The 19699-nt window shown below is 61.0% G+C and carries 16 protein-coding genes and 2 pseudogenes; 6 read left to right on the top strand and 12 right to left on the bottom strand.

Features of this window, described 5'->3' with window-relative positions; genetic code table 11:
• Positions 1-48 precede the first annotated feature (48 nt).
• On the bottom strand, positions 49-1998 hold the full coding sequence (locus AB9N64_RS12000) for an LTA synthase family protein (RefSeq protein ID WP_371360310.1): 1950 nt from the start codon (positions 1996-1998) through the stop codon (positions 49-51).
• 201 nt (positions 1999-2199) lie between these two features.
• Between AB9N64_RS12000 and colR the strand changes: the two genes are divergently transcribed.
• The 5 genes from colR to AB9N64_RS11975 all read left to right on the top strand — a co-directional run bounded on the left by colR (position 2200) and on the right by AB9N64_RS11975 (position 5970).
• Positions 2200-2883 (top strand): two-component system response regulator ColR, encoded by a 684-nt coding sequence (gene colR, locus AB9N64_RS11995; RefSeq protein WP_003193936.1) that lies wholly within the window; start codon positions 2200-2202, stop codon positions 2881-2883.
• Positions 2873-4153, top strand: a complete 1281-nt coding sequence (locus AB9N64_RS11990) for a sensor histidine kinase (RefSeq protein WP_371360308.1) — start codon at positions 2873-2875, stop codon at positions 4151-4153. The genes colR and AB9N64_RS11990 overlap by 11 nt, the downstream gene beginning before the upstream one ends.
• Before the next feature lie 188 nt (positions 4154-4341).
• Positions 4342-5022: a class I SAM-dependent methyltransferase gene (locus tag AB9N64_RS11985; protein ID WP_371360306.1), complete on the top strand. Its 681-nt coding sequence runs from the start codon at positions 4342-4344 to the stop codon at positions 5020-5022.
• A gap of 4 nt (positions 5023-5026) precedes the next feature.
• Positions 5027-5746, top strand: coding sequence for a lipopolysaccharide kinase InaA family protein (locus tag AB9N64_RS11980; RefSeq protein WP_014719763.1), 720 nt, complete (start codon positions 5027-5029; stop codon positions 5744-5746).
• Entirely contained in the window at positions 5743-5970 is a 228-nt protein-coding gene (locus AB9N64_RS11975) for a hypothetical protein (RefSeq protein ID WP_003193932.1), read from the top strand. Before AB9N64_RS11980 ends, AB9N64_RS11975 begins: the two co-directional genes overlap by 4 nt.
• Positions 5971-6181: 211 nt before the next feature.
• On the opposite strand, the gene AB9N64_RS11970 is transcribed toward AB9N64_RS11975, so the two are convergent.
• Genes AB9N64_RS11970 through AB9N64_RS11960 form a run of 3 tightly spaced genes read right to left on the bottom strand, consistent with a single transcriptional unit; the run spans position 6182 to position 9817 of the window.
• Entirely contained in the window at positions 6182-7279 is a 1098-nt protein-coding gene (locus AB9N64_RS11970; RefSeq protein WP_014719762.1) for a DUF1513 domain-containing protein, read from the bottom strand.
• Between the two features lie 2 nt (positions 7280-7281).
• Positions 7282-8346, bottom strand: coding sequence for an imelysin family protein (locus AB9N64_RS11965; protein ID WP_014719761.1), 1065 nt, complete (start codon positions 8344-8346; stop codon positions 7282-7284).
• A 31-nt stretch (positions 8347-8377) separates the two neighbouring features.
• Positions 8378-9817, bottom strand: a complete 1440-nt coding sequence (locus tag AB9N64_RS11960; RefSeq protein ID WP_014719760.1) for a di-heme oxidoredictase family protein — start codon at positions 9815-9817, stop codon at positions 8378-8380.
• A gap of 140 nt (positions 9818-9957) precedes the next feature.
• Between AB9N64_RS11960 and AB9N64_RS11955 the strand changes: the two genes are divergently transcribed.
• Entirely contained in the window at positions 9958-10521 is a 564-nt protein-coding gene (locus AB9N64_RS11955; RefSeq protein ID WP_038451385.1) for an NAD(P)H nitroreductase, read from the top strand.
• A gap of 135 nt (positions 10522-10656) precedes the next feature.
• On the opposite strand, the pseudogene AB9N64_RS11950 reads toward AB9N64_RS11955, so the two are convergent.
• The 8 genes and pseudogenes from AB9N64_RS11950 to gap form a co-directional block, all read right to left on the bottom strand.
• Positions 10657-11181, bottom strand: a pseudogene (locus AB9N64_RS11950) (methyl-accepting chemotaxis protein); the annotation flags it as partial.
• Between the two features lie 381 nt (positions 11182-11562).
• Positions 11563-12654: pseudogene (locus AB9N64_RS11945) on the bottom strand (cache domain-containing protein); the annotation flags it as partial.
• A 279-nt stretch (positions 12655-12933) separates the two neighbouring features.
• Positions 12934-13335, bottom strand: a complete 402-nt coding sequence (locus AB9N64_RS11940) for a YbaN family protein (protein WP_014719757.1) — start codon at positions 13333-13335, stop codon at positions 12934-12936.
• Positions 13336-13504: 169 nt separating this feature from the next.
• Positions 13505-14113, bottom strand: a complete 609-nt coding sequence (locus tag AB9N64_RS11935) for a biliverdin-producing heme oxygenase (protein WP_014719756.1) — start codon at positions 14111-14113, stop codon at positions 13505-13507.
• A 137-nt stretch (positions 14114-14250) separates the two neighbouring features.
• A complete protein-coding gene (locus tag AB9N64_RS11930; RefSeq protein WP_038451383.1) occupies positions 14251-16815 on the bottom strand; it encodes a TonB-dependent receptor in 2565 nt (854 codons plus the stop codon).
• A gap of 115 nt (positions 16816-16930) precedes the next feature.
• Positions 16931-17899: a FecR domain-containing protein gene (locus tag AB9N64_RS11925; RefSeq protein WP_038451381.1), complete on the bottom strand. Its 969-nt coding sequence runs from the start codon at positions 17897-17899 to the stop codon at positions 16931-16933.
• Between the two features lie 74 nt (positions 17900-17973).
• Positions 17974-18492, bottom strand: a complete 519-nt coding sequence (locus AB9N64_RS11920; protein WP_003193922.1) for an RNA polymerase sigma factor — start codon at positions 18490-18492, stop codon at positions 17974-17976.
• Between the two features lie 195 nt (positions 18493-18687).
• Positions 18688-19689, bottom strand: a complete 1002-nt coding sequence (gene gap, locus AB9N64_RS11915; RefSeq protein ID WP_137270780.1) for a type I glyceraldehyde-3-phosphate dehydrogenase — start codon at positions 19687-19689, stop codon at positions 18688-18690.
• Positions 19690-19699 lie beyond the last annotated feature (10 nt).

Below are 19699 nucleotides of genomic sequence, written 5' to 3'. Positions count from 1 at the left end.
CGAACCTTGGTAAAAAAGCCCCGCGCTCACCTGCACGGGGCTTTTTGATTAGCGTTTGCTTAAGACTGGAGCTTCTTCCTTGGGCGCTTTCCAGCTCAGCAGTTGCTGTTTGTAGTCGTAACTGGCGGCCTGGTAGTAGGTGATCGCCCGTTGGATCAAGGGGTCATCGCTACCGACGCGCAGCTCCTGGCTCTCGCCCAGGGCCTGGTCGTGGCGACGCAAGCCTTGGCGCGGGCTGAGGATTGCCAAGTCCTTGCCATCAAACAGACCCAGGTGCTGGTAATTGCCCACCACCACCCGTGCAGGCAATGGGTTGTCCTGCAGCAGGTTGCGGCCAAAGAATGTCGATTCGTAGCTCAGGTTGAGCAGGCCCAGCAAGGTCGGCGCCAGGTCGATCTGGCTGGACAGTTGAGCGGATTCCCGTGCGTCGATCAGCTTGGGCGCGTAGATAAACAGCGGAATCTGGTAGTTGGTGATCGGCAGGTCTTCCTTGCCCGCGCTGCCGGCGGTGTGGTCGGCGACGAACACGAAGATCGTGTTATCGAACCACGGCTTCTGGCGCGCTGCCTCAAGGAACTGGCCGATGGCGTAGTCGGTGTATTTCACCGCGCCGTCGCGGCCCTTGCCGGACTTGATATCGATACGCCCGTCCGGGTAGGTATAAGGGCGATGGTTGGAGGTGGTCATCAGTTGCAGCAAGAACGGCTGCTGCTTGGCGTAATCGGCGTCGGCCAGTTTCAAGGTCTGTTTGAACAGGTCTTCGTCGGCCATGCCCCAGGCGTTTTTGAACGAGATCTCCGACTCTGGCACGCTGCTCTGGTCCACGACCCGATAACCGTTGCCGCTGAAGAACGCGTTCATATTGTCGAAGTAACCGCGCCCGCCGTAGACAAATACGCTGTCATAACCGATGGCCGAGAGCTGTTGCCCCAGGCTGGCGAACCCGCTTTCGCGGCCGATGCGCTTGACGATCGAACGTCCCGGCGTCGGCGGGACTGCCAGGGTAATGGCTTCCAGGCCTCGGTCGGTGCGCGTACCGGTGGCGTAGAAGTTATTGAAGTACAGGCTCTGTTGGCGCAATGCATCCAGATTGGGCGTGAGGTTGCGCGCATCGCCATTGCTGCCCATGTACTTGGCGCTGAAGCTCTCGATGGTCACCAGTACGATGTTGGGCTTGCGCAGTGTGCCGGGGTTGGTGATGGCACGGCGAATATCCAGCGGGTCCGGGTCGATAAAGCGGGCGTTGGGCTCACTCAGTTCGGCGCGCAACTGCTTGGCGACGACGTCGGTCGGCAGGCTTTTGTAGAACTGGGTGTAATCCAGTTCGTTGTTACGGAAGGCGGCGAAGAACTGATAAGGCCCGTTGCTGGCCAATTCGTTGTTGTACGCGTTACCGCCTTGGGTGCGTGGGCTGTCCTGGCTGACCAGTTGCAGGCTGAGGCCGGCGAGCACCAGCAGGCCCAGGGCGTTGACCAAACGGCCACGCAGCGCAGGCACGGGCGCTGCCATCGCGGCATTGAAGGGCTTGCGCAGAGCCACGCTCAGAATCAGTGCAAGCATCGCCAGCAGGCTCAGCAGCTTGCCGATCGGGTAAGACTCCAGCAGGTTGTTCAGTACCTCATCGGAGTACACCAGGTAATCGACAGCGATAAAGTTGAAGCGCACGCCAAACTCATCCCAGAACAACCATTCGGCCACCGAGGTGAACAGCATGGCGAACAGGCTGACAGTCAGCACCGCTTGCAGGAACCAGCGATGGCCACGGCGGCGCCACAGGGCTGGCGGGAAGAGCAGCAAATACAGGCCAAGCGGCAAGGCTGCGTAGGCGAGGAAGGCCAGGTCGTAGAGCACACCTACGCCAAACACCGGCAGCAGGTTGCCGCCGACTTCATCCAGGTGAGTGATGAGCAGCACACTGCGCGTAAGCAGGAAAACCAGTAACCAGGTACCGGTAATCAACAACAAATAGCGCATTGGTGCAGTTTTGAAAAAAACCATGTCTATGTTCCTTAGATCAATGGGGGGCGATCTTCTTCCTGAGGCTGTAGTCAGTTTGTGAAGCTATAGTGAAAAACTTGTTCGGCTCTGCAAACAGTTGAAAACCTTTATCAGCGGGGCTCTGCGCTCTATCCCTGAGCCCCGCTTGGCCTTAAGCTGCGCGAGCCAACACGGCCGTTACCGCGTACGGAGACACTGCCCATGCGAATTCTATTGGTTGAAGACAACCGCGATATCCTCGCCAACCTGGCCGATTACCTGGGGCTCAAAGGCTACACAGTGGACTGTGCGCAGGACGGTTTGTCGGGCCTGCACCTGGCGGCCACCGAGCATTACGACCTGATCGTGCTCGACATCATGTTGCCCGGCATCGATGGCTACACCCTGTGCAAGCGCCTGCGCGAAGACGCGCGCCGTGACACTCCGGTAATCATGCTTACCGCTCGCGACCAACTGGACGACCGGCTGCAGGGCTTCAAGTCTGGCGCCGATGACTACCTGCTCAAACCCTTCGCCTTGTCGGAACTGGCTGCGCGTATCGAAGCGGTGTTGCGCCGTGCCCAGGGCGGCGGGCGTCGTGCCCTGCAAGTGGGTGACCTGAACTACGACCTCGATACGCTGGAAGTCACCCGCGAAGGGCGCCTGCTCAAGCTCAACCCCGTGGGTCTGAAACTGCTCGCCGTGCTGATGCAGAAAAGCCCGCACGTTCTGCGTCGGGAAGTTCTCGAAGAAGCCCTGTGGGGAGACGACTGCCCGGACAGCGACAGCCTGCGCAGCCATGTTCACCAATTGCGCCAAGTGATCGACAAACCCTTCGCCAAGCCATTGCTGCAAACGGTGCATGGTGTGGGTTATCGCCTGGCCGAGGGTCGTGATGGAGTTTAAGCAAAGCCTTGCCCAACGGATCATCATCGCCTTCGCCTTGATGAGTGCGTTGGTGGCGGGGGCCTTCGCCATCGGCATCATTGCGACCGTGCACCTGGTGGAAGAGAAGTTGATCTCGGCGGGCTTGGGCGGCGACTTGCAACGCCTGCTGTTGATGGACAGCGTCGAAGACTGGAACCATCGGCCGGAGCCGGACCAGCTGTTCTATTTCAGCGGCGGGCGTGGCGATTTTGAACTGCCCAAGGACCTGCGCCATCTGGACCCGGGGTTTCATGAGGTGTTTCGCGAGGCGCTGTCGTACCACGCCATGGTTGAAGTGGTCGATGGCCGACGTTATGTGTTGCTGCAAGACCAGAGCGATTTCGAAGAGCGTGAGCGCGTGCTGTTTGCGGTGGTGCTGGTGGGGTTCGTACTCAGCCTGGCGCTGGCGGCGTTCCTCGGCTGGGTGCTGGCCCGCAAGGTGATGGCGCCGGTGGTACGCCTGGCCCGCCAGGTCCGTCATCGTGACCAACTGTTGGGCCTGGCACCGCCGCTGGCGCCGGATTACGCCGCCGATGAAGTGGGCGAACTGGCGGTGGCGTTCGACGCCACCTTGGGGCGTTTACGCCAGGCGCTGTCACGTGAGCAATTGTTTACCAGCGATGTGAGCCATGAGTTGCGCACGCCCTTGATGGTCCTGGCCAGCTCCTGCGAACTGTTGCGCGAAAACCCGGCCATCGATCAACGTGGTCGCAACCAGGTAGAGCGCATAGCCCGTGCCTGTGAAGAAATGCGCGAGCTGGTGCAAACCTTCCTGATGCTGGCCCGCGCCAAACACGACGACGCTGCCAGTTCACCCCAAGGCAACCTCACCCAGGTGGCCGAAGACCTGCTCGGTATCTGGCGCGAGCCCATCGAGAAAAAAGGCCTGGCGTTGATCTACCTGCCGGGTAACCCCCTGGACAGCCGCTACAACACCACCTTCTTGCACGCGGTGATGGGCAACCTGCTGCGCAACGCACTGCATTACACCGAGCACGGGTTTATCCGCCTGACCCTGGAGCCCAGTGGTTTCACGGTGGAGGACTCCGGTGTCGGGATCCCCGAAGAGAAGCGCGAAGCGATGTTCGAGCCGTTCGTGCGCGGTAGCGAGAAGCGTGGCGAGGGCCTTGGCCTCGGCCTGTCACTGGTGCAGCGGATCTGCGAAAGCCAGGGTTGGAGCGTGAGCCTGAGCACCATGGAGCCTAATGGCTGCCGTTTTCACGTGGAGCTCAGCCCAGTCAAAACCTGACCCTTCAGTCTGTCGTTTTGCTGATGCAGACTGCCCGCTTTTCGGCGAAGATGGCCCGGTGCTACTGAATGTTTCTGTAAAGTCTTGAAATGTATGCAATTGGACAGGACAAGATTTTCACAACGAGTTGACCTGTTGATCACAGTTCGCTGCTTAAGGTCGTAGGCATCAGTTACTGGAGACGTAAGATGCCTTCCCCGATCAAGCTGGAATTTTCTGACAAGTACGACGATCAACACGCCCAGAAATATTTGCTCAAGCATCAGGACAATCTGGCTCGCCGGTTGTCCCAAAAGCGCGACGAGCAGTTGGCGCGCGGTGCGCTGGCCATGGCCGGCGAGCCGGGGCTGGTGTTGGACCTGCCGTGTGGCGCTGGACGTTTCTGGCCGTTGCTGGCCGAAAAACCCAACCGTGTGATTATCGGAGCTGACAATTCGGCGTCGATGTTGAAGATCGCCACCGCTGCCCAACCGGCAGATGTGGTGAAACGGGTACGCCCTTTGCAGACGTCTGCCTTTGATATCGATTTGCCAGATAACTCCGTCGACAGTATTTTCTGCATGCGCTTGATGCACCACATCGGTGAGCCAGAGCACAGGCTGACAATATTGCGCGAGTTTCAACGTGTTACCCGCGACAGCGTGATTATTTCGCTGTGGGTAGACGGTAATTTCAAGGCCTGGAAGCGCAAGCGCAGCGAAGTGCGTCGTCGCAAAAAAGGTGAGCAAGAAGGTTACCAAAACCGGTTTGTGTTACCGGCTGCTACTGTCGAGGCAGAATTCGAGCAGGCCGGTTTCCGTGTTCAGGAATCCCTGGACTTCATACCGCTCTACGCCATGTGGCGAGTGTATGTATTGCGCAAGAGGTAACAGGATGGCAGTTGAGTGCGTAGTAGGCAGTCATGTAGCTCCCGAAGAACGATTTGATTTTTTCTGGCGTCAACAGGGTGAGTGGGTTGAAGAACCCAACCGCCGACGTGGTGGTGAAAGTGGCGTGCAACGGGTGATGAGCCCTAATGGCCGTTTGCTCTATTGCAAGCGCCAGACCGGCCACATTTACCGCAGCTGGCTGCACCCCTTTGGGCGTCCGACCGTGCTGCGTGAGCGTGATGCCCTCAAAGGCCTGCGTTTGCTGGATGTGCGTGTGCCGGAACTGGTGTTTTGCGAAGCACGTCGCGACCCAGAGCACCAGTGGAAAGCCTTGTTGGTCACCGCGTCTCTGGACGGTTTCGACGAGATTGAAAACTGGTACGCCGCCGGTGGCCGCGAACAGTATGGCGAGGCGGTCCACGAGCGCCTGCTGCAAGAGTTGGCCGGCACCTTGGCCCGTATGCACAAAGGCCGCTGGCAACACGGTTGCCTGTATATCAAGCACATTTTCGTGCGGGTGACCGGTGAGCCTGATGCGGCGACGGTGGAAGTGGCCCTGCTGGACTTTGAGAAATGCCGCCAGCGCCTGACCGCTTATCGGGCCGCGTCCCACGACATGCTGCAATTGCGTCGCCATTCGTCGTGGAATGATACCGACTGGAAAAAACTCAGCTACTTTTACGAGACGGCGTTTGGCAGCGCTATCAAGGGTTTAACCAGATGAAGCTAGAAATCGCACGAGGTTTGTTTCTGGTCGGGGCATTGGGTGTTGCAGCCCTGGCCCTGGCGGTATGGGAACAACCTCGTACACAAGTGTTGAGTGCGGTAGACGGTGGCGGGCAATGCCTGCTGCCACGCATTGCCAAGACGAGTGTGGCGGCCAAGCCCGACCATGAATTGCTGTTATTCATGTTCGGCATGTCTCAAGCGATGAGGCCGCAAAGTTGAAACGATTGACCCCGAAAAGGGCCTTGCCATGCGAGGCCCTTTTTTTATGGTGCGCCAGGCATGATCATTCCCACGCTCTGCGTGGGAATGCCTCTTGAGACGCTCTGCGTCTCGTCCGTTAGCGCCAGTGACGCAGAGCGTCACGGGTTGCATTCCCACGCAGAGCGTGGGAACGATCAAGCCCGCTCCCACATTTTGATGTCGTCGGTCTTTAGACCAAGTGCAGGTGGTTATCCCAGAACCCCGCCGGTAACTCCAGTGGTGTTGCCAGTAACTTTTCCTGGCGGCAATCATAGAAGCGGCACCGCCCCTGTCCTGATGTCACGACAAACCCATCCGCCACCGCACCCACCCCCGCACAGTCCGGCAAGGGCCCATCCAGGCGCAGTTCGGCGGTGTCCATGTCCCAGATAAAAAAGCGATTGCCACGAGGTGCCGTCAACGCCACCAGGCGCAGTTCGCTGTGCACCGCCACGCTGGCGGTGTAATGCCCCATCGCCTGCAACTGTTCATCCGCCACTGGGAACGCCACGAACGGCTGCCCCGGGCGCTTGATCGCCAGCAACTCGGAACGCTCCTGGGACGGGCCCATGAACTGTTGCCCCGTGAGGATGGTGCCATCGCTGGCGATGCCCATGTGCCGCACGCTGTTCATCTGCTGGGCCAGGGTTTCCTTGCTGATCAGGCTGCCGTCGCGCCGCATCAGCACCAGGCTCGGCTCCATGGCATTGAGGTTCATCTCTACCCGGCTTTCGGCTTCGGTGCGAATGCCACCGTTGGCCACGATCAGCGTCTCGCCGTCGGGCATCCACGAGACTTGATGCGGGCCGATGCCGTGGGTAGAGATCTCGCCGCTGTGCACCAGCCGCTCACCTTCAAACTTATACACACCCAACAGGCCGCGACCAGGGTCGGAAGTGTCGTTCTCGGTGGCGTACAGCCAGTCGCCGCTCTTGTGGATCACCGCATGCCCATAGAAATGGCGGTTGGCGTTGGAGGTGAGGGTTTGCAGCAGCCTGCCATCGCGCAGGTCGATCAGGTAGCTCTCGGTGCCTGGGCGACGGGCGACGAACAGCGCAATCGGCAACGTTGGGTGGTTGATGATGTCATGGCAGCGCTGGCCGACCTGGGTGGCAAATACCGGCTTGCCGTCCAGGCGATAGCCGACAGCGTAGTGCTTGCCATCGGCATCATCGCGCGCCGACAGCAGCAGCGGGCCTTTGTCTTTGTGCTTGAACAGCGTCCAGCCACCCAAGGTGATAGCGCTGAGCAGCACGCTGCCCACCGCCAAAGCCTGTCGCCTGAGCATCATCAGTCACCGTCGTTGGCGTTAAAGCCCAGTTGTACGCCCAGCGCCTTGGCCAGTTCACCTTCATGCAGGCGATGGACTACGTTGAGGCTGTCGTAGATGTCGTTGAGTTGCTGGCGCCCGGCGTCGTCATTCAACAGTTCGTTGAGGGTGCGCTGGTTGCTGGCGAACAGTTTCAGCGACGCTGCGTAGGCGGCGTCGATTTTCTCGGCCAGGGGCTTCTGGTCCGCCGGCAGCAGGCCACGCATTCCTTTGTTATCGACGCCCACCCACACGGTCTGCGCTGCGGCGAGGCTGGCTTCCAGGCTCTGCAGGGACGACTGGCTGCGCCAGGCATCGGCCTGGAACGGTTGCGGGATGCCCTTGGTCTGGCGGCCCATTGGGGTGCCGAGTTTTTTCTTCAGGGTGTCCAGGGCGGTCACTTGCACGCGCAGCAGGTCGGCGATGGCTTCGTGGGAATCAGCGTAGCGCTGGTTCGGAAACTTGGTCATCTGCGCGAGCATGCCGTCGGTGCTGTTCCAGCTGGCCAGGATCTCTTCGGCCAGGACTTTCTGGCGCTCGCCGATGGCCATCAGTAACGGGCAATAGCGGGCTTTCTGGGCTTCGTCGGCGACGTCGGGCTTGGCGTCGTAGAGGATGTATTCGTAGGCCGACAGGCCCTGCACTACCACGCTGGATTTCGCCAGGGCCGCGGCGTCGATCTGCGGCTGGGCACTGACCAGTTGCTCGACCTGGCGGCCGACCAGGTTCTTCTTGTCTGGCCAGAACTGCACCTGCCACGCCCGGTTGCCTTCGGCCAGCGGGCCGATCAACAGCGGTTGCAGCTCGGCCCAGGCTTTTTGTGCGTGCAGGAAGTCAGCGCGGGCGGTGTCCAGGCTTTCCTTGCCTTGGCAGTAGGCCAGGGCGCTGACGGCCAACTGACGGTCGGCCTCAACCCAACGGCTGTAGGTCGGCAGGATCACTTGCTTGGCGATGGCTGCCGAGGTCACTGCTTGCGGGTCTTGGGGCGAGCAGGCGCCCAAGGCCAGGGCGGCGAGGCTGGTGAATAACAACTTGGGACGAAACATGTCGAGCTCCCTTCTGTAAGTGGGGCAAAGCTTATAAAGAATTCAGGAACGCCAGCAACGCGGCACGCTGCTCGGCATTGAACGACAACACATGTTGCTGCGCCGCTTGGGCTTCACCGCCATGCCACAGCACGGCTTCAAGCAGGTTGCGGGCGCGGCCGTCATGCAGGAACTGGGTGTGACCACTCACGGTTTGCGTCAGGCCAATGCCCCACAGCGGCGGGGTGCGCCAGTCGCGGCCAGTGGCTTTGAATTCGCTACGGTTGTCGGCCAGGCCTTCGCCCATATCGTGCAGCAGCAGGTCGCTGTAGGGGCGAATCACCTGGTTGGCCAGTTCAGGTTCGGCGGCATTGGCGGCGGTGGTGAAGCTGGGCTTGTGACAGCCTTGGCAACCGGCCTGGTAGAACAGGTTCTTGCCGGCCAGCACTTGCGGCGTATCAACGTCCCGACGTGCGGGCACCGCGAGGTTGCGGGTGTAGAACAGCACCAGGCGCAGGATGTTATCGCTGACTTCCGGTTCACCCTGCGGGCCATTGCCGTTGGGCGCCTGTTTGCAGGCCACTTGGGCGTCGGTGCAGTCATCGAAGGGTCTCAGGGACGTGGTGAGGCCCATATCACCAGAAAACGCGTGAACGTTTTGTTGATTGAGGTTGGGCTGCCCGGCTTTCCAGCCAAAACGCCCGAGGACAGTTTTGGCCTGAGCGTCATCCCAGACCCAATTGGCGCGGCCCACGATGGCCTCTTTGTCGGCGGTCTTGGGGTCGGTGTTGCGCAGGATATCGGCATCGCTGATCGCTTCGAGCAGGCCCAGGCCGATCATCGGCGGGGCGATACGCGCCGAGAAGCGTGTGTCGGGGTGCATCGGGCCGTAGCCGAGTTGGGTGATCTGCAGGTCGGGCTTGCGCAACTCGACCACCGTACCGTCCTTGAATCTGACGTTGACCGGTGTGTAGTCGACCCGCACCTTGCCTTCCGGCGCAACGCCAGGTACGGCCATGTCCTGGAGTTGCCCGCCGTAGACCGGCTCGGGTACCACGCCGATCTGTTCGATGAGCTTGGCGTAGGCTGGCTGCTCTGTAATAGAGGGATGGATGGACAGGCGCACCAGCATCGACACGGCATTGGGCGCGTCGGGCAGCGGCGGGTGGCCACGGCCATCCTTGATATGGCAGTTCTGGCAGGCGTTGGTATTGAACAGTGGGCCCAGGCCATCGCGCGCCGTGGTGGTGGACGGCGCAATCACCCAGGGGTTGCGAAAGAAACTGTTGCCGACGCTGAAGTCCAGGCGCCGCGTGGGCGCGAGGTTGGCCGAGGGCAGGGAAAAGGCGTTCTGGTCGCGCTTGTTTACCGTCGCCGCGCCACCGGCCCGCGATTCACCCGGCTCTGCTTTCGTGAAGCGAGGGGCGTCATCGCAAGCAGTCAGGCTTAAAGCCATCAACGCTGCAGGCAGGTACAAAAGCGCACGGAACATCGAGATTCCTGGACGAGGGCAGAAAATTAAGGCGCAAAGTCTAACAGGGCAGGGCAGATTGAATAAGAGCAATTATCGTTTGGTGGCATCCCGATTCTTTCCCGCTAGAATGGCTGCACATTTTTTTATGGAGGTGGCCAATGCAGGCTCTCGACGCTTTGCTCAACCGTGTTTCCGTGCCCCGTTTGCTCGACCCGGCACCGACCCAGGAGCAGCGCGACCTGCTGTTCGCCGCCGCCATGCGCGCGCCCGATCACGGTCAACTGCGCCCGTGGCGTTTCCTCACCGTCGAAGGCGCAGCCCGTGAACAGATGGGCACGCTGTTGGCCGAAGCCGCCCGCCTGCAAGACGCCGACGCACCGCAAGCCGCCATCGATAAAGCCCAGAACGGCCCGCTGCGTGCGCCGCTGGTGGTGGTGGTGATTGCACGTGTGCAAGAGCATTTCAAAGTGCCCAAGTCCGAGCAATTGCTGGCCGCCGCCTGTGCGGCCCACGGCATTCTGCTGGCGGCGTATGCCCAGGGTATTGGCGCGGTGTGGCGTACTGGCGAATTGTCCTACTCGGCCCATGTCGCCAAAGGCCTGGGGTTGGCGGCGAATGAAGAAGTGATTGGCTTTCTCTACCTGGGCACACCGCAGAACCCACCGCGTACGGCGCCGAAGGAAGACCTGACGCCGTTCGTCCAGGCCTGGCCCGGCCGGTAATTCACCGCTGTTCTGCTCTATGTGAGAGCTGGCTTGCCTGCGATGGCATCGACTCGGTTTCACAGATACACCGAGTTGTCTGCATCGCGGGCGAGCCCGGCTCCCACCCAGATGTTTAGTGTTTTCAGAACCGAGTCAGACCCTGAACTGATCCATCAACTTCATCTGCTGGCTGGCCAGCGCATTGAGCTGGCTGCTGATCGCCGCCGACTCGGTGGCCTGGCCCGTGAGGGTTTCGGTCACGGTGCGAATCGCCGAGACGTTGCGGTTGACCTCTTCGGCCACCGCGCTCTGCTGTTCGGCCGCGCTGGCGATTTGCAGGTTCATGTCGCTGATCACGGTGACCGCGTCGCTGATCTTGCCCAGGGCTTGCACGGCTTGATGGATCTGCCCGGCATTGCTCTGCGCCTGATGCTGGCTGGAGTGCATGGTCGCCACTACGCCACGGGTGCCGCTCTGGATACGCTCGATCACCAGGCGGATTTCTTCCACAGAGTCCTGGGTGCGTTTGGCCAGGTTGCGCACCTCGTCGGCCACCACCGCAAAGCCCCGTCCGCTTTCCCCGGCGCGTGCCGCTTCAATCGCCGCATTCAACGCCAGCAGGTTGGTCTGTTCGGCAATGCTGCGGATCACCTCCAGCACTGAACCGATTTGCTCGCTGTTGACCGCCAGGGCTTCGACTTCGCCCACGGCTTTGCTGACTTCGTCGGCCAGGGTGGTGATATCGCGGGTGCTCTGCTCGATGATCGACATGCCTTCGCGAGCCGACTGGTCGGCGCCGCGTGCCGCGCTGGCGGCATTGGAGGCGCTGTTGGCCACGTCGTGGGCGGTGGCGCTCATTTCGTTCGACGCGGTGGCGACCTGGTCGATTTCACGGAACTGCACCTGCATGCCTTCGCTGGTCTGGCGCGCAATGGCGGACGACTGATCGGCCGTCCCACGAGCTTCGGTGATGCTTTGCTTGATCTGCGCAATGGTCGGCTGCAGCTTGTCGAGGAAGCGGTTGAACCAGTTCACCAGCTCGCCCAGTTCGTCCTTCTTGGCGTAGGCCAGGCGCTGGGTGAGGTCGCCGTCACCGCTGGCGATGTCCTTGAGCATGGCGGCCACGCTATTGATAGGGCGGGTCACGCCAGTAGCGGTCAGCCAGATCAACAGCAAGCCCAGCAGGCCAGCGGCGGCGGCCACCAGCAGGGCTTTTAGCGTGCCTGTTGCCTGGGCCTCGTCGAGTACGGCTTGCAGTTTTTCGTTGTCGGCCAGCATCACCGCTTTGGGCAGCTTGATCACCACGCCCCAGGATTTGGCACCGGCAATCGGCTTGAGCGGGTACACGGCACGAATGGTGTCGTCCTGCTCACGGATCACCGGACGGTCATTGGCCAGCAGTTGCACGATCTCCTTGCCTTCGGCGCCGATGCTGTCGATCAGGTTCTTGCCGACTTTGGCCGGTTCACCACTGTAGGCGGCGATCAGGCCGGTGCTGGACAGAATCTCCAGGTGGGCGGCACCGTTGAACAGGTCTTTCTGCGCAGCATCGGTGGTCGCTTGCAGGGCGGTGAGGGCGATGTCCACGCCGACGACGCCGATGACTTTGCCGTCGACGATCAGCGGCAGGGAAATGGTGGTCATCAGTACCGGTTTGCCGGCCACCGTGTCTTCGTACGGGTCCAGCAGGCAAGTGCTGCGCGTGTCCCGTGGGCAGGTGTACCAGATGTTGTAAGGCGTGCCGCTGAGGTTGAGGGTGGTCTTGGTCAGGTCATCTTCGACCATGATGGTGTTCTGGCCTTCGCCGCCAGCACGACTCCAGTAGCTGGAAAACCGGCCTTTTTCATTGGAGACGCGTGCCTTGTCGTCGATGAATTCGCTGTCTTTACCATCCAGCCCGTTGGGTTCGAACGACAACCAGATGCCCAGCACTTTGGTGTTGCGCTCGAACGCGGTTTTGACGCTGCGGTTGAGCTCTTCACGCAGGGCCCCGGCTTCAAGGGCGCGTTGGGTGCCCAACTGACGCAGGTCTTTGATCTGGTCGGCCAGGGCGGTGACCACCAGCAGGTTTTCGCCGAAGGTCTGCTGCAAGTGGCCGGCCTGTTCGGCCGCTTTGGATTGCAGCAACTGCTCAACGCTGGCGGTGAGCATTCGTGAGCTTGAATCACTGACCAACCGATCGTTCTGGTTGGTGTTGTAGATATTGATGCCGACCACCAGTGCAATCACACCCAGCAGGCACAGGCCGGACAGCAACACGATTTTCAAGCGGATGGAGAGGGTGTCGAACATAGGTTCACTCACGAATGGACTTGTTGGAATGCACGCAGAAGAGCCAAGTCCATTCGGCGCCGTACCTGAAACATCGGCGTCACAAATCAATTCATGAGCAATAGGCGATGAGCGGTAGGAAAATGCCTACACCGGCCGTTATACGGGGCGTGCGAGCTGCTCGGGGCGGGACCAGATCCACAGGTTGCCCAGGCTCATCCCGGCAATCGCCAGGTACACCGGCCAGCCGTGATCGAGCATCACCAGCATCAGCACGGCGCACAGCAACATGCTCACGGTGGCGCTGACCTTGGCGCGGCGGGCGATGATCTTGCCATTGCGCCAGTTGGACAGGATCGGCCCGAACAGGCGATGGTTTTCCAGCCAGGCGCTGAGACGCGGCGAGCTTTTGGTGGCGGCCCAGGCGGCGAGCAAGATGAATTCGGTGGTGGGCAACCCCGGTATCACAATCGCCACCAAGCCGATCCCCAGGCTCACGTAGGCCAGCAGGCCAAAGAGGACTTGGGCGATTTTGGAGGAGGATTGGGGTTTGCCGGTCATGCTGCAGTTTTCTGGTGGGAAGGTTTACACATTATCAGCCATGAAATGCACCCAAGTGTGGGAGCTGGCTTGCCTGCGATGGCGGTGTATCAGGTTAAATATCTGGAGCTGACCCACCGCCATCGCAGGCAAGCCAGCTCCCACATTGAACCGCTGATTACCAGAACACTTACGCCAGTTCTGGGGCGCTAGCGTACGCCTGTTCCAGCAACACGGTGAAGCGCACAAACGCATCAATCGCGCCTTTTTCCACGGCAGCTTCTTCTTCGGCACTGAATGCCAGGCCGTCGAGGGTGCGGGTGAAGCTTTTCCAGCCTTCGGCGCGACCACCGGCCGGCTCGCCCAGGTGGCGGGCACCGAAGGTTTCGCTCAGGCCCAGGCCCACGGCGCGCTTGATCAGGAACGCAGCGCCCAGCTTGGAGCCTTCGGAGACGAACAGCCAGCCCAAAGCTTCGGCTTTGCTGGGGTTATTCACCGCACCGGCAACCGGGGCCGGGATTTCGGTGTCCAGGTCTGCCAGGTCGAGCTTGGCCGCTTCGGCGCGGCAGCGGGCGGCCAGGTCAGGGATGATCTGGTTCAACTCGGCATCGTTGTACAAGGCCACCAGTTCCGATTGGAACAGGTACTGGGCCACCACGAAACGGGCGAAGTTGGCTTGGGTTTCGAACGGCGCGTGAGCTTTCACCAAGGCGTCGAGCTTGGTGTGCGGCGCGTTGGTGATCTGGTTCAGGCGTTGGGAGCGCAGGCTTGGGCGTTCTGCGGTGGAAGAAGCGGTCATGAAAAAAGTCCTTGAGAAGAGAAGCGCCTGGGCGCCCTGAAGAGAGCTGTTATCAACTAGACGAACAAGAAGACGCGGCACAGTAAAAAATCCTCACCTCGCCGCGGCTGCAAGGGCGGCGAGGTGAGGCGGATGGGTCAGATGTCCCAGATCACGTTGATCGCAAAGTTGCGACCGGGCTGGGTCAGGCGGTCGAGGTTGGCCGGGCCGGTCACACCGGCTTCGCCGACGCTGTCGTAGCTGCGCACGTCATCCCAGTTCCAGTACTTCTTGTCGGTGAGGTTGTAGAGGCCGCCGTTGACGGTCACGTCTTTGCTCACCTTGTAGTAAGCGGTCAGGTCGAGGATGCCGAAGCCCGGGGTCTTGAACGGGCCGTCGGTGCCGCCGTCGGGCGCGTGGAAGGTGGTGCTGTCGACGCGGTTCTGTTTTTTCACCACGGTCCAGCTCACCAGGCCACCGTAGTTGTCCTGGTCGTAGCCCAGGCCAAACACGCCCTTGAGCGGGTTGACGCTGTTCAGCGGTTCGCCATTGTCGTCGTTGCGACCATAGGTGTAGGCAACCGAGCCTTGGGTATACAGGCCCTTCGGCGCGCCGAAAGTATCCAGGTTCAGGCGGCCCTTGGCTTCCACGCCCTTGATGGTGGCGCGCTTGATGTTGACGGCCTGGAACTGCTCCACGGTGCCGCCGACCACGGCGCTGTCTTCGTCGATAAAGTCACGGTACTTGTTGTAGTACACCGCAATATCGAAGGAGCCTTCGTCGAATTTGCCACGAATCCCGGTTTCGATGCCTTTGCTGGTTTCCGGCTTGAGGTCGGGGTTGGGGGCGACGGTGTAGCCGATATCGAGGTTTTCGAAGCGACCGTACAGGGCCTTGGCGGACGGCGTGCGGAAGCCCTCGGCGTATTGGCCGAACCAGGTGTAGTTGTCGGTCAGGGCATAGGTAAGGCCAAACTTGGGCGTGACGCGGTTCCAGGTCTTGTCTTTGCCATCAACCGCATATTCACCGGTGGGGTTGACGGTGCTGAGGAACTCCTGGGTCAGCTTGGGCTTGAGCCGGGTGTAGTCATAACGCACGGCGGGCAGGAAGGTCCATTTGTCCCAAGTGATCTGGTCCTGGGCGAACAGCGAGTAGGTATTGATGGTCGGGTCGGGGAAGTCGCTGGCCTTCTTCACGCTGTCGCCGGGTGACGGGCTGGGCGCGCCGATGGCGGTGCAGCCGGCGCCAATGGCCAGGCACGAGGCCGAGCCTTCGCGTGAGCCGGTGACTTTCTGCTGCTTGAGGGTGGTGCCGTAGGTCACTTGGTGGTCGGTTTCGCCGAGGCTGAATGCTTTGTCCAGTTGCGCGTCGAAGACCCACTGTTTTTCTTCGTAAAGGGTGTCGCGGGTACGCAAGACGCGACGGCCGGCCTGGTAGATTTCGGCGGTGGTCTGGTCGGTCTTGGCGATCTGGTAGTTGAGGCTGGTCTTGATGCGGTCGGCAATCGGCGACTCCAGGGCGAAGGTGTTTTCCAGGCCGAAGCGCTCGCGGGTAATGGTGTCGTTACCGCGACGGTCGCGGTACAGGTTCATGCCCCGACCACCGATGAACGGGCCGCCCACTGCGTTTTTCAGATTGACGTCGCGGTCATCCTTGAACTTCTCGTAGGTCAGGCCCAGGCGGTTGTCATCGCCATAGTTCCAGCCCAGCTTGGCCAGCACGTTGGTGGTGCGCGCATCTTCCGGGTTGGCGCCGGTACGGGCCAGGCCGGTGGCGTTGTTGCCATCGTAGGATTCGGTTTCGTGGCCATTGCGCTGGCTCAGGTGCAGCAAACCGTCGAAGTCTTGCACACGCCCGGCGAAGGTGCCGGAGGTCAGCCAGCTCTCGTCGGCGGAGCTGTAGCCGGTCTTCAGGCGGGCACCGACGTCCTGGCCTGGCTTGATGATGTCATCCGGGTCGAGGGTGAAATAACTCACCGCGCCGCCGATGGCGCTGCTGCCGTACAGGGCCGAGGCCGGGCCGCGCAGGATCTCCACGCGCTTGACGATTTCCGGGTCGACGTAATTGCGGCGGGTCTTGGCGTAAGGGCCGTTGAAGAAATTGTCCGGCACTTCGACGCCATCCACCTGGGTGAGGACGCGGTCGCCGTCGATACCGCGAATGTTGTAGCCCCCGTTACCCGAGCGCGTACCGGCGCCGCCTACGGAGACGCCGGGTTCGTAGCGCACCAGTTCACGGATGTTGTTGACGTGCTGGCGGTCCAGTTCTGCGCGGTCGTGCACGCTGACGGTGCTCGGTACACTGTTCACATCCTGTTCATTGCGGGTGGCGCTGATGGTCACCTGTTGCAGGGCGAGGGCGCTGCCGGCGCTACGTTTTTCCAGCACGATGTTATTGGTGCCCAGTTTGCGATAGCTCAGGTTGGTCCCCACCAACAGCCGCTCGAGGGCTTTTTCCGCTGGCAGCGGGCCGCGCACGCCAGGGGACGACACGCCCTGGCCCAGTTCGGCCGGCAGGCCGACTTGCCAGCCGGTCACTGCGGTGAAGGCGTTGAGTGCCGACACCAGTGGCTGCTGTTCGATGCTGAACGTGTAGTTGGCGTGGCTGCGAGCGGCAGGTTCCGCTGCGGTGGCGCTCATGACGGGCGCACCAGCCAGCAGGATCGCGGCGGTCAGCAAGGACAAAACGGGCGAAGCAGACCGGCGGTTGAAACGAGAGGACATCGAGAGCGCTCCGGGATACGAATCTTATAGTTGCGAACCGAACCAAATAGGAATCAGTTGCATTGGCTATAACGAGACGTATCGCCGGTTAACATCGAGTAAAAATAATTCTCATTTAGTTCAGGATCACCAGCGCCGGGTACTCCGACAGCTTGGCCGAGGTGATGTGAGCCAGAGAGCGCACCACGTCCAGGGGCTGGTCGAGGCGGTAGTTGCCGGTGACGGCGACGCTGGCCAACTGCTCGTTGTTGTTGACGATCCAGCCGGGGTAATAGCGGCGCAGCTCAGCCAGCACTTCGCTCAGCGGGCAGTTTTCGAATACCAGCCGGCCCTGCACCCAGGCCAGATCCTTGCTGGGGTCGAGCTTGGCCGGTTGGCCGAAACCCTTGGGGCCGATGCGGATGCTTTCACCGGCGCTCAGGCGCACGCGGGCATCGTCGAACGTGTTGCTCAGGTCGACATCGCCGCGCTGCACTTGAACCTGGGCTTCGCCATTGAGGTAGCGCACGGCAAAGGCGGTGTCGCGCACGCTGGCGCGCACCGGGCCCGCGTCGATCTCCAGCGGCAGGCCACGGGTGGGTGCTATTTCAAAGTACGCTTCGCCCTGGTAGAGGCGGGCAATGCGCTGGTGGTCCTTGATGGTGCTGGAAAACGCCGAATTGGTGTTCAGCAGCACCTTGGAGCCATCGTCCAGTTGCAGGCGCTGGCGCTCGCCCACCACCGTCAGATGGTCGGCCTGCAAACGCACCGGCAGGTTGCTGAAACTGAACAGGCCGACCAGTAACACGGCGGCGGTGGTCAGGGGTTTCCAGTGCGGTCTGATCCGGCGCCAGCCGCTGGGCTTGCGCGGTGCGGCGAGGGCCACGGCGGCGCTGTGTACCGGCGCGTCACCCCAGGCGGCCTGGGCCTTGCTGAAGGCGTGGACATGCGCCGGGTCCTGGGCCAGCCAGGCGTCGAACGCGGCCTGCTGCCCAGGTTGCGGGCACTGCAAGGCGATCAGCCAATCGAGGGCTTGGTCCATGGCCGCGTCTTGCAACACCTCATGAGCCAACGCATGGGGGCGCAGTTTATTCGGGTCCGTCACGGTGTTCCTCGGGTCTTCGCCACGTTTTATTCATTTTTCCTACAGCTTGGATCGACACCTCTGTCGGGTGAAGCTTAAGGCTGATCCAGCCGTTCGGCCACACCCACACAGATAGCCATGATCAATTTGAGTTCCTTTTGCACCGTGCTCAAGGACACGCCCAATTGATCGGCAATCTCTTGGTAGCTGCAACCGTGCAGGCGGCTGAGGATGAAAATCCGCTGCTGGCGGGCGCTCAACTGGCCGAGGCTGACACTCAGGTGCTCCAGCAGCTGCTCTGCCTGGGTAGCTTCCTCCGGCGTGCTGGCCGGCGCGGCGACGCTTTGCAGGACATCCAGCGGGACATCCTCCTGCAGGGTACGCGCCTGAATCCTGCGCGAACGCAAGTGATCCAGCGCCAGGTTGCGGGCTGTCTGGTAGACAAAGGGTTCAAGGTGGTCGATTGGCCGCTCGCTCAGGGCCCGAGTCACGCGCAGGTAGGTTTCCTGCAACAGGTCCTCGGCAGTGCTGTGGTTATGCACCATGCGTTGCAGAGTTCGTAGCAGGATCACCCGTTGGGTGAGGAAGACGTGGTTGAAGCGAGATTGGCTCACAGTGATACCAGACCGATTTGCAGTTAATGATAATGCTTATCATCAACTGAAATGGCAAGTGGCTATTTCTGTGGATTGCCGCTCGTTCCCATGCTCTGCGTGGGAACACATCCTGTGACGCTCCGCGTCACAACGGAGCGTCCAGGGTGGCATTCCCACGCAGAGCGTGGGAACGATCTGGTCGATCTTGTGGAGTTACTCGGCGTTACACAACGCCAGGCAGTTATCCAGCATACGGTTGGAGAAGCCCCACTCGTTGTCATACCACGCGAGCACTTTGAGCAATTTGCCGCTGACCTTGGTGTGATTAGCGTCGAAGATCGACGACAGCGGGTTATGGTTGAAGTCGCTGGAAACCAGCGGCAGGGTGTTGTAGCCGAGGATCTTCGAATGCTGGCTGGCGTGTTTAAGCAGGGCGTTGACTTCATCGGCCGTGGCTTCTTTCTTCAACTGCACGGTGAGGTCCACCAGCGACACGTTGATCACCGGTACACGCACCGCCATGCCGGTCAGCTTGCCTGCCAGTTCCGGCAGCACCAGGCCCACCGCTTCAGCGGCGCCGGTCTTGCTCGGGATCATGTTCTGGGTGGCCGAACGCGCGCGGTACGGGTCGGTGTGGTACACGTCGGTGAGGTTCTGGTCGTTGGTGTAGGCGTGAATGGTGGTCATCAGCCCGCTTTCGATACCCAGCTCGCGGTGCAGCACCTGGGCCACCGGCGCCAGGCAGTTGGTGGTGCACGATGCGTTGGAAATGATCTGGTGGGATTGACGCAAAATGTCATGGTTTACCCCGTAGACCACAGTCGCGTCCGCGCCTTTGGCCGGGGCGGAGATGATCACCTTGCGCGCGCCAGCGCTAAGATGCGCGGCAGCTTTGTCACGGTCGGTGAACAGGCCGGTGCATTCGAACACCACGTCAATCTTGTGCGCAGCCCACGGCAGGTCGGCGGGGTTGCGAATGGCACTCACGGCAATCCGGTCACCATTGACGGTCAGGCTTTCCTGATCGTGGGCAACCTCTGCGTCGAAAGTGCCGTGTACGGTGTCGTACTTGAGCAGATGGGCATTGATCGAACTGTCGCCCAAATCGTTGATGGCGACGATCTGCAGATCCTGGCGATAGCCTTGGGTATACAGTGCGCGCAGGACATTACGGCCGATACGGCCAAAACCATTGATTGCGATTCGAAGAGTCATCGGAAAGTGC

Origin of the sequence: Pseudomonas sp. KT_2_4 (assembly GCF_041410225.1) — a bacterium.
Lineage (GTDB): Bacteria > Pseudomonadota > Gammaproteobacteria > Pseudomonadales > Pseudomonadaceae > Aquipseudomonas > Aquipseudomonas paracarnis.
The sequence above is the reverse complement of the archived record's forward strand: the minus strand, read 5'-3'. Positions and strand labels throughout refer to the sequence as shown.

Bases quoted from the DNA above. Each gene is read 5' to 3' on its own strand.
- AB9N64_RS12000 (WP_371360310.1), bottom strand. From the start codon at position 1,998: ATGGTTTTTTTCAAAACTGCACCAATGCGCTATTTGTTGTTGATTACC.
- colR (WP_003193936.1), top strand. From the start codon at position 2,200: ATGCGAATTCTATTGGTTGAAGACAACCGCGATATCCTCGCCAACCTG.
- AB9N64_RS11990 (WP_371360308.1), top strand. From the start codon at position 2,873: ATGGAGTTTAAGCAAAGCCTTGCCCAACGGATCATCATCGCCTTCGCC.
- AB9N64_RS11985 (WP_371360306.1), top strand. From the start codon at position 4,342: ATGCCTTCCCCGATCAAGCTGGAATTTTCTGACAAGTACGACGATCAA.
- AB9N64_RS11980 (WP_014719763.1), top strand. From the start codon at position 5,027: ATGGCAGTTGAGTGCGTAGTAGGCAGTCATGTAGCTCCCGAAGAACGA.
- AB9N64_RS11975 (WP_003193932.1), top strand. From the start codon at position 5,743: ATGAAGCTAGAAATCGCACGAGGTTTGTTTCTGGTCGGGGCATTGGGT.
- AB9N64_RS11970 (WP_014719762.1), bottom strand. From the start codon at position 7,279: ATGCTCAGGCGACAGGCTTTGGCGGTGGGCAGCGTGCTGCTCAGCGCT.
- AB9N64_RS11965 (WP_014719761.1), bottom strand. From the start codon at position 8,346: ATGTTTCGTCCCAAGTTGTTATTCACCAGCCTCGCCGCCCTGGCCTTG.
- AB9N64_RS11960 (WP_014719760.1), bottom strand. From the start codon at position 9,817: ATGTTCCGTGCGCTTTTGTACCTGCCTGCAGCGTTGATGGCTTTAAGC.
- AB9N64_RS11955 (WP_038451385.1), top strand. From the start codon at position 9,958: ATGCAGGCTCTCGACGCTTTGCTCAACCGTGTTTCCGTGCCCCGTTTG.
- AB9N64_RS11940 (WP_014719757.1), bottom strand. From the start codon at position 13,335: ATGACCGGCAAACCCCAATCCTCCTCCAAAATCGCCCAAGTCCTCTTT.
- AB9N64_RS11935 (WP_014719756.1), bottom strand. From the start codon at position 14,113: ATGACCGCTTCTTCCACCGCAGAACGCCCAAGCCTGCGCTCCCAACGC.
- AB9N64_RS11930 (WP_038451383.1), bottom strand. From the start codon at position 16,815: ATGTCCTCTCGTTTCAACCGCCGGTCTGCTTCGCCCGTTTTGTCCTTG.
- gap (WP_137270780.1), bottom strand. From the start codon at position 19,689: ATGACTCTTCGAATCGCAATCAATGGTTTTGGCCGTATCGGCCGTAAT.